Source organism: Cupriavidus sp. a3 (assembly GCF_051015765.1).
GTDB classification, from domain to species: domain Bacteria; phylum Pseudomonadota; class Gammaproteobacteria; order Burkholderiales; family Burkholderiaceae; genus Cupriavidus; species Cupriavidus oxalaticus_A.
Window position 1 is genome coordinate 321,866 of record NZ_CP170643.1, and the last position, 14,194, is coordinate 336,059.

General features: G+C 66.9%; 13 protein-coding genes. 10 read left to right on the forward strand and 3 right to left on the reverse strand.

The genetic code is table 11. From position 1 onward, the window contains the following. Positions 1–87 precede the first annotated feature (87 nt). From ACAD63_RS01520 to dsbD, 4 genes are all read left to right on the forward strand, one after another. Positions 88–1,068: a DNA-directed RNA polymerase subunit alpha gene (locus ACAD63_RS01520; protein WP_010812374.1), complete on the forward strand. Its 981-nt coding sequence runs from the start codon at positions 88–90 to the stop codon at positions 1,066–1,068. A gap of 137 nt (positions 1,069–1,205) precedes the next feature. Beyond that, on the forward strand, positions 1,206–1,601 hold the full coding sequence (gene rplQ, locus ACAD63_RS01525) for a 50S ribosomal protein L17 (RefSeq protein ID WP_010812373.1): 396 nt from the start codon (positions 1,206–1,208) through the stop codon (positions 1,599–1,601). A 137-nt stretch (positions 1,602–1,738) separates the two neighbouring features. Continuing rightward, on the forward strand, positions 1,739–2,104 hold the full coding sequence (cutA, locus tag ACAD63_RS01530; RefSeq protein ID WP_133093431.1) for a divalent-cation tolerance protein CutA: 366 nt from the start codon (positions 1,739–1,741) through the stop codon (positions 2,102–2,104). Positions 2,105–2,177: 73 nt separating this feature from the next. After that, on the forward strand, positions 2,178–4,088 hold the full coding sequence (gene dsbD / locus ACAD63_RS01535; protein WP_135706072.1) for a protein-disulfide reductase DsbD: 1,911 nt from the start codon (positions 2,178–2,180) through the stop codon (positions 4,086–4,088). 18 nt (positions 4,089–4,106) lie between these two features. Here the strand turns inward: dsbD and ACAD63_RS01540 are convergent, their stop codons facing one another. The 3 genes from ACAD63_RS01540 to yihA form a co-directional block, all read right to left on the reverse strand. Beyond that, positions 4,107–5,324 (reverse strand): magnesium transporter CorA family protein, encoded by a 1,218-nt coding sequence (locus tag ACAD63_RS01540; protein ID WP_135706071.1) that lies wholly within the window; start codon positions 5,322–5,324, stop codon positions 4,107–4,109. 47 nt (positions 5,325–5,371) lie between these two features. Beyond that, complete coding sequence (gene hemB / locus ACAD63_RS01545) at positions 5,372–6,364, reverse strand: porphobilinogen synthase (RefSeq protein ID WP_063241266.1); 993 nt, start codon at positions 6,362–6,364, stop codon at positions 5,372–5,374. A 268-nt stretch (positions 6,365–6,632) separates the two neighbouring features. Further along, positions 6,633–7,346, reverse strand: coding sequence for a ribosome biogenesis GTP-binding protein YihA/YsxC (gene yihA, locus ACAD63_RS01550; protein WP_135706070.1), 714 nt, complete (start codon positions 7,344–7,346; stop codon positions 6,633–6,635). A 508-nt stretch (positions 7,347–7,854) separates the two neighbouring features. Between yihA and ACAD63_RS01555 the strand changes: the two genes are divergently transcribed. The 6 genes from ACAD63_RS01555 (at position 7,855) to ACAD63_RS01580 (ending at position 14,128) form a co-directional block, all read left to right on the forward strand. Next, the gene (locus ACAD63_RS01555; protein WP_133093435.1) at positions 7,855–8,514 is read left to right on the forward strand and encodes a c-type cytochrome; all 660 of its coding nucleotides are present in this window, start codon (positions 7,855–7,857) and stop codon (positions 8,512–8,514) included. A gap of 169 nt (positions 8,515–8,683) precedes the next feature. Next, positions 8,684–10,873, forward strand: a complete 2,190-nt coding sequence (locus tag ACAD63_RS01560; protein ID WP_195431098.1) for a cytochrome c biogenesis protein ResB — start codon at positions 8,684–8,686, stop codon at positions 10,871–10,873. A 15-nt stretch (positions 10,874–10,888) separates the two neighbouring features. Further along, on the forward strand, positions 10,889–12,109 hold the full coding sequence (gene ccsB / locus ACAD63_RS01565) for a c-type cytochrome biogenesis protein CcsB (RefSeq protein WP_434033338.1): 1,221 nt from the start codon (positions 10,889–10,891) through the stop codon (positions 12,107–12,109). 161 nt (positions 12,110–12,270) lie between these two features. After that, on the forward strand, positions 12,271–12,714 hold the full coding sequence (locus ACAD63_RS01570) for a COG4315 family predicted lipoprotein (protein ID WP_434033339.1): 444 nt from the start codon (positions 12,271–12,273) through the stop codon (positions 12,712–12,714). Positions 12,715–12,752: 38 nt separating this feature from the next. Next, positions 12,753–13,292 carry an RNA polymerase sigma factor gene (locus ACAD63_RS01575; protein WP_133093439.1) on the forward strand — a complete coding sequence of 180 codons (540 nt, stop codon included), beginning with the start codon at positions 12,753–12,755 and terminating at the stop codon, positions 13,290–13,292. Beyond that, positions 13,289–14,128, forward strand: a complete 840-nt coding sequence (locus tag ACAD63_RS01580) for an anti-sigma factor family protein (protein ID WP_135706068.1) — start codon at positions 13,289–13,291, stop codon at positions 14,126–14,128. The genes ACAD63_RS01575 and ACAD63_RS01580 overlap by 4 nt, the downstream gene beginning before the upstream one ends. Positions 14,129–14,194: the final 66 nt, after the last annotated feature.

A 14,194-nucleotide genomic window follows, 5' to 3' on the forward strand; every position in this document is an offset into this window, starting at 1 on the left:
TCGCCCATCGTTACGATGGGTATTTTCAGGTTCCAAACGTCAGCCTTATCGGTGTAACGAGCCGAGGGTATTGAAAAGGACAACCTAATGCAAACAGCACTCCTCAAGCCAAAAATCATCGCCGTCGAGCCTCTGGGCGACCATCACGCCAAAGTCGTGATGGAGCCGTTCGAGCGCGGCTACGGCCATACGCTCGGTAACGCCCTGCGTCGCGTGCTGCTGTCGTCGATGGTCGGCTATGCCCCGACCGAAGTCACGATCGCTGGGGTGGTCCACGAGTATTCCACCATCGACGGCGTGCAGGAAGATGTCGTCAACCTGCTGCTCAACCTGAAGGGCGTGGTGTTCAAGCTGCACAACCGTGATGAAGTCACGGTGTCGCTGCGCAAGGATGGCGAAGGCGTTGTCACGGCTGCCGATATCGAGCTGCCGCACGACGTCGAGATCATCAACCCGAACCACGTGATCGCCCACCTGTCGGCCGGCGGCAAGCTGGACATGCAGATCAAGGTCGAGCAGGGCCGTGGCTACGTGCCGGGCAACGTGCGCAAGTTCGGCGACGAGTCGGGCAAGGTCATCGGCCGCATCGTGCTGGACGCCTCGTTCTCGCCGGTGCGCCGCGTGTCGTACGCCGTTGAATCCGCTCGCGTGGAGCAGCGTACCGATCTGGACAAGCTGGTGATGAACATCGAAACCGATGGCGTGATCTCGCCCGAGGAAGCGATCCGCCAGTCGGCCCGCATCCTGGTCGACCAGCTGTCCGTGTTCGCCGCGCTGGAAGGCACCGAGTCGGCAGCCGAGGCTGCTTCGAGCCGCACGCCGCAGATCGATCCGATCCTGCTGCGCCCGGTCGACGACCTGGAGCTGACGGTGCGTTCGGCCAACTGCCTGAAGGCCGAGAACATCTACTACATCGGCGACCTGATCCAGCGTACCGAGAACGAGCTGCTGAAGACCCCGAACCTGGGTCGCAAGTCGCTCAACGAGATCAAGGAAGTCCTCGCCTCGCGTGGCCTGACCCTCGGCATGAAGCTCGAGAACTGGCCGCCCGCAGGTCTGGAAAAGTAATTGTGGCGCGGGGGCGTTAGCCCCTGCACCGCGGTAACCGCCCTGGCTTCGGCCGGGGCTCGTATGACTACCGGCCCGCGTCCGCCCGTATCGGACGATAGAAGAGCTGGTCAAACACTTAACTGAAAGGAATCATCATGCGTCACCGTCATGGTCTGCGGAAACTGAACCGCACCTCGTCGCACCGCCTCGCGATGCTGCGCAACATGTCCAACTCGCTGTTCCAGCACGAGCTGATCAAGACCACCGTGCCCAAGGCCAAGGAACTGCGCAAGGTCGTCGAGCCGCTGATCACGCTGGCCAAGAAGGACACCGTTGCCAACCGCCGCCTGGCCTTCGCCCGCCTGCGCGACCGCGACATGGTCACCAAGCTGTTCACCGAACTGGGCCCGCGCTACGCCACCCGTCCGGGCGGCTACACCCGCATCCTGAAGTTCGGCTTCCGTCAGGGCGACAACGCGCCGATGGCGCTGGTCGAGCTGGTGGATCGTCCGGAAATCACCGAAGCCCCGGCCGAAGAAGCCGCGGAATAAGTGCGTTTCCTGCCCGCTGCCGTCGTGAGACGGTTCCGGGCACACCGCTTACAATCGAGCCAGGCATCCGCCTGGCTCTTTTGTTTTGGGCGCCAGCCGCCCGTGCCACCCTTGCCAGCCGTACCAGGAGAGTGCCGATGCCCGATGCCAGCCAGTCACCCGACCCCGCGGAGGTGCTCGTGGTGATCACCAATACCCCTGATGCCGAGACGGCAGCGCGGCTGTCCCGGACAGTGCTGGAGGCGCGCGCGGCGGCCTGCGTGAACCGTCTGGCCCCGGTGGAATCCGAGTACTGGTGGCAAGGCGTGCTGGAGCAGGCGCGCGAATGGCCGCTGCTGATCAAGACCACGCGCGCGCGCTACGCTGCACTCGAGGCCGTGATCCGGCAACATCACCCCTATGACGTGCCGGAGATCATCGCCGTGCCGGTGACGGCGGGCTTTGCACCGTACCTGGCGTGGGTTGGCAGCGAGACGGATACCGGCGCGCAGGCGGCGGGATAATGGGCGAAGGGGGCTGCCGCGCAGCAGTGGGTACGGCAGGGCCCATCGGCCAGGACAGACAGGAAACAGCTTCATGAACATCGGTTTGGCACTTCCGGAGCGGGCACGCGGGCTGGTTCAGGCGCGGCATATTGCCGCAGGCCTGCTGGCGGTACTGGCCTGGCTTTGCCTGGCTGGTGCGGCGCTGGCGGCAACGGAGGACGACTTCCTGCCGCCGGAGCAAGCCTTCCGCTTCGCCGCGCGCCAGATCGACGACAACACCGTGGAGGTGCGTTTCGATGTCGCGCCCGGCTACTACATGTACCGGGAGCGATTCGCCTTTGCGACGGAGCCTGCCGCCGTGAAGCTCGGCACGCCGGACCTCCCGCACGGCAAGGTCAAGTTCGACGACACCTTCGGCAAGGAGATGGAGACGTACCGGGACAGCGTGACCATCCGCGTGCCGGTGGCGGCGGCGCCGGCGGACGGCAAGTGGACGCTGACGGTCACCTCGCAGGGCTGCGCCGACAAGGGCCTGTGCTATCCACCGATGGAAAGCGTCTACAAGGTCGGTGGCACCGGCCTGGCCGACCTGTTCGGCAAGCGCGGGCGCTCCGATGCGACCGCTGCCGCCCCGCTGCAGGCCCAGCCAGCCCAGCCGGCTGCCGCCGCATCGCTGCGTGCCGACGACTCCGACCGCATCGCCGGCGCGCTGGCGAGCCGCAACATGGGCCTGATCGCGGCGCTCTTCTTCGGCCTGGGCCTGCTGCTGACCTTCACGCCGTGCGTGCTGCCGATGGTGCCGATCCTGTCGTCGATCGTCATCGGCGAGCATGTCACGCGCAGCCGTGCGCTGGTGGTGTCGCTGGCCTATGTACTGGGCATGGCGGTGGTGTACACCGCCGTCGGCGTGGCTGCAGGGCTGCTGGGCGAAGGCCTGTCGGCCGCGCTGCAGACGCCATGGGTGCTGGGCCTGTTCGCCGCGCTGATGGTGGCGCTGGCACTGTCGATGTTCGGCCTGTACGAGCTGCAGCTGCCGCAGCGCTGGCAGGCGCGGCTGACGGAATCGTCCAACCGCCGCCAGGGTGGTCAGGTGGCTGGCGCGGCAGCGATGGGCGCGATCTCCGCGCTGATCGTCGGGCCCTGCGTGACCGCGCCGCTGGCGGGGGCGCTGGCCTATATCGCGCAGACGCGCGATGCGGTCATCGGTGGCGCAGCGCTGTTTGCGATGGCGATCGGCATGGGCGTGCCGCTGGTGCTGGTGGGCGTGGGTGCGGGCAACCTGCTGCCGCGCGCAGGCCGCTGGATGGAGGTGACCAAGCGCTTCTTCGGCTTCCTGCTGCTGGGGGTGGCGTTGTGGATGCTCGGGCCGGTGCTGCCGGCATGGACGACGATGCTGCTTTTGGCGGCATTGCTGCTGGTGGCCGCGGTGTTCCTCGGCGCCTTTGACGGGCTCGGGGCCGATCCGCGCAACCTGGCGCGCGTGGGCAAGGGGCTTGGTGTCTTGTTCGCGATCGCCGCGGCCATCGTGCTGATCGGCGTGGCGTCGGGCGGGCGCGATCCGCTGCAGCCGTTGTCGCACCTGAGCGCAGGCCGCGGTGGTGTGGAAAGCGCGGGCGCCGCTCAGGCGGTGCGCTTCGAGCGCGTGCGCAGCGTCGCGGAACTGGATGCCCGCGTGGCGCAGGCCGCCGCGGCCGGCAAGCCGGTGCTGCTCGATTTTTATGCCGACTGGTGCGTCAGCTGCAAGGAAATGGAGCGCATGACCTTCGTCGACCCGCGCGTGCGCGCGCGGCTGTCCGAGATCGTGCTGCTGCAGGCGGATGTGACCGCCAACAATGCCGACGACAAGGCGCTGCTCAAGCGCTTCGGGCTGTTCGGGCCGCCGGGGATCATCCTGTTCGGATCGGATGGGCGCGAGCGGCCGGTGCGGGTGATTGGCTACCAGTCGGCCAACCGCTTCCTGGAGAGCCTGGAGCGCGCCTTCGGCAAGCGCACCAGCACCTGAGGTGTACCTGCGCCTGCGCTAGTGCTCCAGCTGCCGCGCCACGGCCCACAGCGCGCCCAGCACCACCACCACCGCCCCCATCAGGCCGATCGACCACCAGAATCCGTCCGGCGCCTGCAGCCAGGGCATGCGCTCGAAATTCATGCCGAAGATGCCGGTGATCAGCGTCAGCGGCATGAACAGCGCCGTGATCAGCGTCAGCATGCGCATGGTGCGGTTGGTGCGGTGGGCCACCGCCGAAAAGTGGATCTGCACCGCCGACTCGATTGAATCCTCCAGCCGCCGCGCATGCGCGAGCACGCGCTGGATATGTTCCATCACGTCGTTGATGCGCACCAGCAACAGTTCGTCGCGACCCGGGACATCTACCGGGGTGCCGTGCTGGTCGCTGCTGTAGCGGTTGTCGAGCAGGCTGTCGCGGAATTCCTGCAGCGCGTCGCGCTGTTCCTCGCTCAGGTGCTCCAGCTTGCGCAGCTGGATGCGCGCGTCGAGCAGCCCCTCCCAACTGGAAAAACTGCGGCGCGAGTTCAGCAGCGCGCGCTGCCAGCGGTCGAGCTGGCGCGTCAGCGGGGCGCGCAGTTCCAGATAGCGGTCCACCATCGCATTGAGCAGGCGCAGCATCAGATCCTCGGGCCGGTTGGGCGGGCGCACGCCGTGCAGCAGCGTCTGGCCGTTGCCGCGCGCGGGCGACGCCTGCGGCCGCGGCGCCTGGCAGAGCTCGAGCAGGCGCTGGCGCACCTGGTCGACGGTGCGCGACGGGCCGTTGCGTACCGTGACCAGCAGCGTATCGAAGACGAAGAACGTGACCGGCTGCGTATCGATTTTGGCCAGTGCGGGCAGGAAGCCGGGCGGATACCGGCGCGCACGCGCCGTCGTCGCATCGCCAGACGCTCTGGGCGCATTGGCCGGCGTTGCCTCCTGCGGCTCGGCCTCGGCGATCGCGCGGCTGGTCTCGAAGGTCAGCTTGCGGAAGATCACCATGTCATACGCGTTGGTCGTGTCGAAATACGACGGATGCGCGGCATTGGTGGCGTCGGCCAGGTGCAGGTCGAGGACCGAAGCGCCGGCGAGCTGGCGCACGTTCTCGCGCCAGGCGTCCGGGGCAGCCGTGACTTCCTCGGTGGAAAAGTCCGCCCAGACGAACAGCGCGGCGGCATTGCCGCCGAGGAAGCTGGCCGCTTCGGTCAGCGAGGCGAGCGGGTGTACCTGGCTGGCCGAGAAGCCGAGCAGTTCCATAGGCGCTTGGGTTCCCACAGAGCGATAGAGCGATCGTGCGATGCAGGTCAGGCGGCCAGCAGGCGCGCGGCGTCGCGTGCGAAATAGGTCAGGATGCCGTCGGCGCCGGCGCGGCGGAAGGCCAGCAGCGATTCCATCATGACCTTGTCGTGGTCGAGCCAGCCGTTCTGCGCGGCGGCCTTCAGCATCGCGTACTCGCCGCTGACCTGGTAGACGTAGGTCGGGAAGCGGAACTCGTCCTTCACGCGGCGCACGATATCGAGGTAAGGCATGCCGGGCTTGACCATCACCATGTCGGCGCCTTCGAGGATGTCCTGCGCCACTTCGCGCAGCGCTTCGTCGGTGTTGGCCGGGTCCATCTGGTAGGTCATCTTGTTGCCCTTGCCCAGGTTGGCGGCCGAGCCCACTGCATCGCGGAAGGGGCCGTAGAAGGCCGATGCGTACTTGGCCGAGTAGGCCATGATGCGGGTATGGATGTGGCCGTTGTCTTCCAGCGCCGTGCGCACCGCGCCGATGCGGCCGTCCATCATGTCGGACGGGGCCACGATATCGACGCCCGCGTCGGCCTGGGCCAGCGCCTGGCGCACCAGGATCTCCACGGTGGTGTCATTGATGACGTAGCCGTTTTCATCCAGCACGCCGTCCTGGCCGTGGCTGGTGTAGGGATCGAGCGCAACGTCGCAGAGCACGCCGAGTTCGGGAAAGCGGTCTTTCAGCGCCCGCACCGCGCGCGGCACCAGGCCGTCGGGATTGATGGCCTCGATGCCATCGGGCGTTTTCAGCGAGGGGTCGATCACCGGGAACAGCGCGAGCACCGGGATGCCGAGCTTGACGCAATCTTCGGCCACCGGCATCAGCAGGTCCACGGAGACCCGCTCGACGCCCGGCATCGACGCCACGGACTGGCGCTGGTTCTGGCCGTCGAGGATGAACACCGGGTAGATCAGGTTGTCCGGCGACAGGCGATGTTCGCGCATCATGCGGCGGGAGAAATCGTCGCGGCGCATGCGGCGCGGGCGGTACTCGGGGAAGGTCGACATGGCAGGCTTCTTGTGCTGGAGACGGGACAGAAATGTCCAATTTGCCAGCCGGCAAGCACTGCGCGCGCGGCGCAAAGTTGCCGGCTGAAGAAAAACTAAACTTTTATGCGTGCCCGCCATCATACTCGCGGACACTATGTGCGTTGCGCTTGCGTGGCGCGGTGTCCCCCGCTACTCCTCCCTGAGCGGGTACCCGCCCCAGCGGCGGGAAAGTTCGCCCCCGTTGCTTGCAACGGGGCTTTTTTTGCGCGCTGGCTACGCTGCGGCGTTATGCCGCAGGGTCTGTGGTGGCAGGAGGTTCAGCCGCCGTTGGTGCCGTGGCACCGTCCTGCGCCGCGTTCTTCTGCGCTTCCGGCAGGTTGAGCCAGCCGGCGATCACGCCCTGCGCTTCTTCGATGCCGCGACGCTTGAGGCTCGAAAACAGCTGTGCGGTCAGGGGCACCGGCGTTTCCAGCTGCTCTGCGTAGCCCTGCAGCATTTTGCGCGTCTCGCGCAGCGCCTTGGCGTTCTCGCTGTTGGTGAGCTTGTCGGCTTTGGTCAGCAGAACGTGGATCGGCTTGCCGGTGGGCAGGAACCACTCGACCATCTGGCAATCGAGATCGGTGAACGGACGGCGCGCATCCATCATCAGGATCAGTCCCGAGAGTTGCGGCCGCGTCTGCACGTAGTCGCTGAGCAGGCCCTGCCAGTGGTATTTGGCCGAGCCCGACACCTCTGCATAACCGTAGCCCGGCAGGTCGACCAGGAATGCCTGCGGGTCCGGTGCCTTGACCGGGGCCACCGTGAAATAGTTGATGTGCTGCGTGCGCCCGGGCGTGCGCGAGGAAAACGCCAGCCGCTTCTGGTTGCACAGGATGTTGATGGCGGTGGACTTGCCGGCGTTGGAGCGGCCGGCGAACGCTACTTCGGGCACGGCCGTGGCGGGCAGGTCGCGCAGGTGGTTGACGGTAATGAAGAAGCGGGCCTGGTGGAGAAGGGACATGCGCTGGAGAGGTAGGGCGGGGCGCCGCGCGGCGCGCATTGGCGCGGCCGTGGCCGGGGTACCGCCAGGGGTGGGCAGGGCTGCGGCCGGGGCCGCTCGCCGGGCTTTGATCTGGCGCAGCCCGCGGCCGGTTCAACACGGCACAGCAGGGCGCAAGGCATCAATCCGGCACATAACTTATTGTACAATACGCCGGTTTACGGTCTCCTGACCGGGTGACGCGCGACATCCTTTGCCGCGTGGCTCGGCTGCCGTTGTCCGGACGGGAAGCCTCGTTGTGTCGTCCTATCGTGGGCACGGCCTTGTTTCGCATCACGCGTTGCACCTCGGGTGCCGCGGCGGCGGAGCAGGGGCTGGCGGAGGTCTGCCGCCAGGCAAACCGCAGCGGATCGGTCATCCGCGCGGGTCGCCCCGATGTCAGGCCTTTGCCCCGGCGCGTCCTCACCGCCGGCAGAGTGCCGGTCGGCATGCATCACGGTATCCAAAACAATTCAGAGAAGGTGTGCGAATGAACCGCATTGCGAAGATTCTGGGTGTCCTGGCACTGGCCGTTCCTGCAGCCGCCCTTTCCGGACTGGCATCTGCCGCAGAGCAGGCCGCCGCGAAGGCCGACCCGGCCAAGGGTGAGACGCTGTACACGCAAGGCGCCCCTGATCGCAATGTGCCTGCCTGCCTGAGCTGCCACGGCGCAGCCGGCAACAGCGCGGCCGCCGCCAACCCCAAGCTGGCCGCCCAGCATCCGGAATACGTCCACAAGCAACTGGCCGATTTCAAGTCCAAGGCGCGCAACAACGCGATCATGGTGCCGATGGCATCGGTGCTGACCGACGACGAAATGCGCAACATCGGCGCCTACCTGGCCAAGCAGCCGATCAAGCCGGCCACCGCCAAGAACAAGAACACGATCGAGGAAGGCCAGAAGATCTACCGTGGCGGCATCGCCGCCAAGGGCGTGCCGGCCTGCGCCGCCTGCCATGGCCCCACCGGCGCCGGCATTCCGGCCCAGTATCCGCGTATCGGCGGACAGTGGTCGGAATACACCGAGGCACAGCTGGTGGCGTTCCGCCAGGGCACCCGCAAGAATAATTCGGTCATGACGACCATCGCTGCCAAGATGTCGGATGCCGAGATCAAGGCGGTGGCGGACTACGTCGCCGGCGTCCGGTAACGACGTTAGCGCAGTACGCTGGCGCCGCCGGGCGCCGGCGCTTCGGCGTGCAGCCCGCGCGGCATGCAACCGAACGCGCCTGTCAAAATCGAAAAGGGTGGCCTGCTCGTTCAAGCAAGTCCACCCTTTTTCATTTCAAAGCAGCATGTTGTCTTAGGTGTCACTGCACATGTCGACCGCTTCCACTTCAGGGCTGCACCTGAAGACCTCTCACCGCGTGTTGCGCGACGCGGTCGAATTGTTGTCCTCGATGCGCTTCGCGATCGCGCTGCTGACGGTGATCTCCATCGCCAGCGTGATCGGTACCGTGCTCAAGCAGAATGAGCCGTATCCGAACTACGTCAACCAGTTCGGTCCGTTCTGGGCCGATGTGTTCCATACGCTATCGCTGCAGAAGGTCTACGGCTCGTGGTGGTTCCTGCTGATCCTGGCCTTCCTGGTGGTGTCCACCACGCTCTGCCTGGTGCGCAACACCCCCAAGATGATCGGGGACATGCGCTCATGGAAGGACCATGTGCGCGAGCGCAGCCTGCGCGCCTTCCATCATCGCGGCGAGTTCGACGGCGCGCGCGCGCGCACCGAGGCGGTCGGCAGGCTGTCGGCGCTGCTGCGCAACCGCGGCTACCGCATCAAGGCCGTCGACCATGACGGCGCCACGCTGCTGGCGGGCAAGGCGGGGGCCGCCAACAAGGTCGGCTATATCCTGGCGCATACCGCCATCGTGGTGATCTGCATCGGCGGCCTGCTCGATGGCGACATGCTGATCCGCGCGCAGATGTGGCTGGGTGGCAAGACCCCGATCAGCGGCAACGCGGTGATCAGCGAGATCCCGCCGCAGCACCGGCTGCCGGCGACCAACCCCGGTTTCCGCGGCAATGCCTATGTGCCCGAGGGGCAGACCGTGTCCACGGCCATCCTGAACGTCGCCGACGGCGCGCTGGTGCAGGACCTGCCGTTTGCGCTGACGCTCAAGAAGTTCTCGATCGACTTCTACGAGACCGGCATGCCCAAGCTGTTCGCCTCGGACGTGATCGTCACCGACCGCGTCACCGGCAAGCAGACCGAGGCCACCATCAAGGTGAACGAGCCGTTGATCGTCGACGGCATCGCCATCTACCAGTCCAGCTTCGAAGATGGCGGCTCGCGCCTGAAGTTCGTCGGCTACCCGATGCAGGGCACCGCTCGTGGCACCTTTGCCATCAATGGTGCCGTGGGCGGCAATGCGCCGCTGAAGGGCACCGGCACCGGCGCGGACAACGAAGGCGTGACGGTCGAGTTCAGCGACTTCCGGCTGATGAATATCGAGAACGTCACCGATGCCTCGGGCAAGCCTGACGCACGCGGCGTCGCGCGCAAATCGCTGAACGAGACGCTGGAAAAGCACCTGGGTGCCGCGGCCAGCGCCGACCGCGCCAAGACGCTGCGCAACGTAGGCCCGTCCGTGCAGTACAAGCTGCGCGATCGCACCGGGCAGGCGCGCGAGTACAACAACTACATGGTGCCGGTGCAGATGGACGGGCAGTCGGTGTTCCTGGCCGGCATGCGCGAATCGCCGAGCGAGCAGTTCCGCTACCTGCGCATTCCCGCCGACGACCAGGGCAGCGTTGCCGACTGGATGCGCCTGCGCGCCGCGTTGCAGGACCGCGCGCTTCGGGGCGAGGCCGCCCGCCGCTTTGCGCTGGCGTCGATGCCGGGAGACGACAAGGCCGACCTGCGCCGCCAGCTTGCCGAAAGCGCACTGCGCGCGCTCGACCTGTTTGCGGGCGCCACGCGCCCGACGCCGGACTCGCCCCCGGGCGGCTTCACCGCAATCGCGGCATTCCTGGAAAAGTCGGTGCCGCAGGCCGAGCAGCAGAAGGCCGCCGACGTCCTGCTGAAGATACTGAATGGCTCGATGTGGGAGCTGTGGCAGCTGGCGCGCGCCCAGGACAAGCTGCCGGTGGTGCCAAACAGCGCACAGAGCGGCACCTTCCTGCAGCAGGCGATCAGTGCGCTGTCAGACAGTTTTTTCTACGGCGCACCGGTATTCCTGCAACTTGACGAGTTCAAGGAGATCAAGGCCAGCGTGTTCCAGATGACCCGTGCGCCGGGCAAGAACATCGTGTATCTTGGCTGTCTGCTGCTGACACTGGGGGTGTTCGCGATGTTCTATATCCGCGAGCGCCGCGTCTGGATCTGGATCAAGGACAAGCCCGCCGAGGGAGACGCCGTGCCGTCCAGCAGCCATGTACTGATGGCGATGTCGACCCAGCGCCGCACGATGGATTTCGAAAAGGAATTCACGGCACTGCGCGACGACATCGGCCGTGCTGCCGGCGGGACCCCCGCGGAAACGCCACATCAAAACGGCAGCGATTAAACGAGCAGGTACGCTATGTCTTCAAATCTGAATCCCGGCGACCAAACCATGCGCGGCGCCACGCAAGCCACGCGCGCCACGCCTGCCCCTGGGGGCGCCGGCGACGAGGCCTATCTCGAACCTTCCTTCCTGCGCCGGCTGACGTGGGTGGATTGGCTGTTCGCGCTGGCGCTGGCCGTCGGCGCGGGCGTTGCGCTGTCGCGATACGGGCAGTGGATGGATGGCTACGACAAGGCGGTGCTGATCGGCGCCGTGCCTACCTTTGCACTGCTCGGCTGGCAGTGGAAGGCGGTACGTCCGCTGATGCTGGGGCTGACGGTGCTGTCGCTGTTCGCGATCCAGCTCTACCAGGGCCAGCTCGCGCGTGCGGACCAGGCGTTCTTCCTCAAGTACTTCCTGTCGAGCCAGTCGGCCATCCTGTGGATGAGCGCGCTGGTGTTCCTGTCCACGCTGTTCTACTGGGTCGGGCTGGCCACACGCTCGAACACCGGCTACAGCATCGGCAGCAAGCTGTGCTGGGGCGCGATCGTGCTGGGCTTCACCGGCATGCTGGTGCGCTGGTACGAGTCGTACCTGATCGGCACCGACATCGGCCATATCCCCATCTCGAACCTGTATGAAGTGTTCGTGCTGTTCACGCTGATCACTTCGCTGTTCTACCTGTACTACGAAGGCCGCTACGGCACGCGCGCGCTGGGACCGTTCGTGATGCTGGTGGTATCGGCCGCGGTGGGTTTCCTGCTGTGGTACACGGTCACCCGCAACGCGCAGGAAATCCAGCCGCTGGTGCCTGCGCTGCAGAGCTGGTGGATGAAGATCCACGTGCCGGCCAACTTCATCGGCTACGGCACCTTTGCGCTGGCGGCGATGGTGTCGGTCGCATACCTGCTCAAGCAGCGCGGCATCCTGGCAGAACGGCTGCCGTCGCTGGAGCTGCTCGACGACGTGATGTACAAGGCCATCGCGGTCGGGTTTGCCTTCTTCACCATCGCCACCATCCTCGGCGCGCTGTGGGCGGCAGAAGCCTGGGGCGGTTACTGGAGCTGGGATCCGAAGGAGACCTGGGCACTGATCGTGTGGCTGAACTACGCGGCGTGGCTGCACATGCGGCTGATGAAGGGGCTGCGCGGGACGGTGGCTGCGTGGTGGGCGCTGGTCGGACTGCTGGTGACGACCTTTGCGTTTCTCGGCGTCAACATGTTCCTGTCTGGCCTGCATAGCTACGGCGAACTCTGACCGCCACTTACGACGCACCATGGTGCGATGCAAGAAAACCTGCCTCCGGGCAGGTTTTTTTTCGACTTTTTTACAAGGTGACGGAATAAAGGCATCACATCCGGTGTTTACTGTAGGAGCGGTGCCGGCTGGCGGCACCGGTTAGCATGGAGAACAAGATCATGGCACGTGTGCGTCTTACCTCTGCAGCATCCCTCGTTCGTCCCGCCGCGCTGGCGCTCGGCTGCGCGGCTGTCCTGCTCGCCGGCTGTTCCGGCATGGGCATGGGCATGGGCGGCAGCAGCGCCGGCACCATGCCGCCCACGGTGAAGGTGACCGGTGGCGTGCTGACTGACCCGCAGGGCCTGACGCTGTACACCTTCGACCGCGACATCGCCAACAGCGGCAAGAGCGCCTGCAACGGCCCCTGCGCCACCAACTGGCCGCCGCTGATGGCCGCGCCAGGCACCAACGCGTCGGGCCAATACACCATCATCACGCGCGATGACGGCGGCAAGCAGTGGGCCTATCGCGGCATGCCGCTGTACCGCTTTGCCAAGGACGCCAAGCCTGGCGACAAGACCGGCGACAACCTCAACAACGTCTGGCACGTCGCCAAGCCCTGATGGGCTGATGCCCCGGACGTACTGAAGCAAGCCACGGCATGGAAGGCTTTGAAGGCCAGCTCGTCGCGCTGGCGCCGCGGCTGCGGCGCCACGCGCGCGGCCTTACCGGCGACTCGGCGCAGGCCGACGACCTGGTGCAGGACACGCTCGAGCGCGCGCTGCGCTACCGCTGGCGCTTCCGCCTGCGCCCCGGCGCCTGGTGGGGCGACGGCGCCGACGGCCTGTTGCCGTGGCTGCTGACCCTGATGCACCGGCTGCGCCTGAACAGCTTGCGCCGCAAGGACCTGGTGGTGGCCACCGATACCCTGCCCGAGGTCAGCGCGCCCGCGGCCGACCCCGGCCTGCGCCGCGATCTGCTGCAGGCGCTGGCGCAGCTGCCCGAAGCCCAGCGCGCGGTGCTGCTGCTGGTCAGCCTGGAACAACTGACTTATGCCGAGGCGGCGCGCGTGCTCGACATCCCGCAAGGCACGGTGATGTCGCGCCTGGCGCGTGCGCGCGAGCAGATGCGGCGGCTGCTCGACGGCGGTGCCCCCGCCCAGCCGATACCTGCCGCCAGCTCACTGCAGCGGGTGAAATGATGTCCGCGATCCACGAAGCCGATCTCCATGCCTACGCCGATGGCCAGCTGTCTGGCGCGCGCCGCGCCGCGGTGGAAGCGTACCTGGCGCAGCACCCGGATGCAGCGGCGCAGGTCGCCGCGTGGCGCCGCCAGGCCGATGCGCTGCACGGCATGCTGGATCCCGTATTGAACGAGCCGGTGCCGATGGCCGCGCTGCCGCCCGCCCTGCATGGCGAGCCGCGCCAGGCCGGGCGCCGCCGCGCGCCGCGCTGGACCATGGCGCTGGCCGCGAGCTGTGCCTCGGTGGCATTGCTGGCGCTCGGGGGCGCGCTCGGCTGGATGGCCCACGATCGCATGGACACCACCACCACCGTGGCGATGGCACCCGGCGAGCGCTTTGCGCGCGAGGCGCTTGCCACGCATGTGGTGTACGCGCCGGAAATGCGCCACCCGGTGGAAGTCGCCGCCAGCGACGAGGCGCACCTGATCGCGTGGTTGTCCAAGCGCCTCGGCATGGCGCTGCAAGTGCCCGACCTGCGCGCGCAGGGCTTCCACCTGATCGGCGGACGGCTGGGCGTGGCCGAAGGCGGCCCGTCGGCCATCCTGATGTACGAAGCGGACGACGGCACGCGCCTGTCGCTGCAGTTGCGGCGCATGGCGCAAGGCACGCCCGACACCGGCTTCCGCGTCGAACGCATGGCGCGCGAAGGTTCTCGGCGGCCGGCTCCAGGCCCGGCGCCGATGGCGTTCTACTGGATCGACCGCGACCTCGGCTTTGCGCTGGCCGGGCCGCTGGAGCGCGCCCGGCTGCTGACGCTGGCGCAGGCGGTCTACCAGCAATACCAGGGCGGCTAGCCCCTGGCGTGGTGACTACGCCGCATCGAAAAAATCTGTCAGGACTGGCCCGCACGCCACGACCAA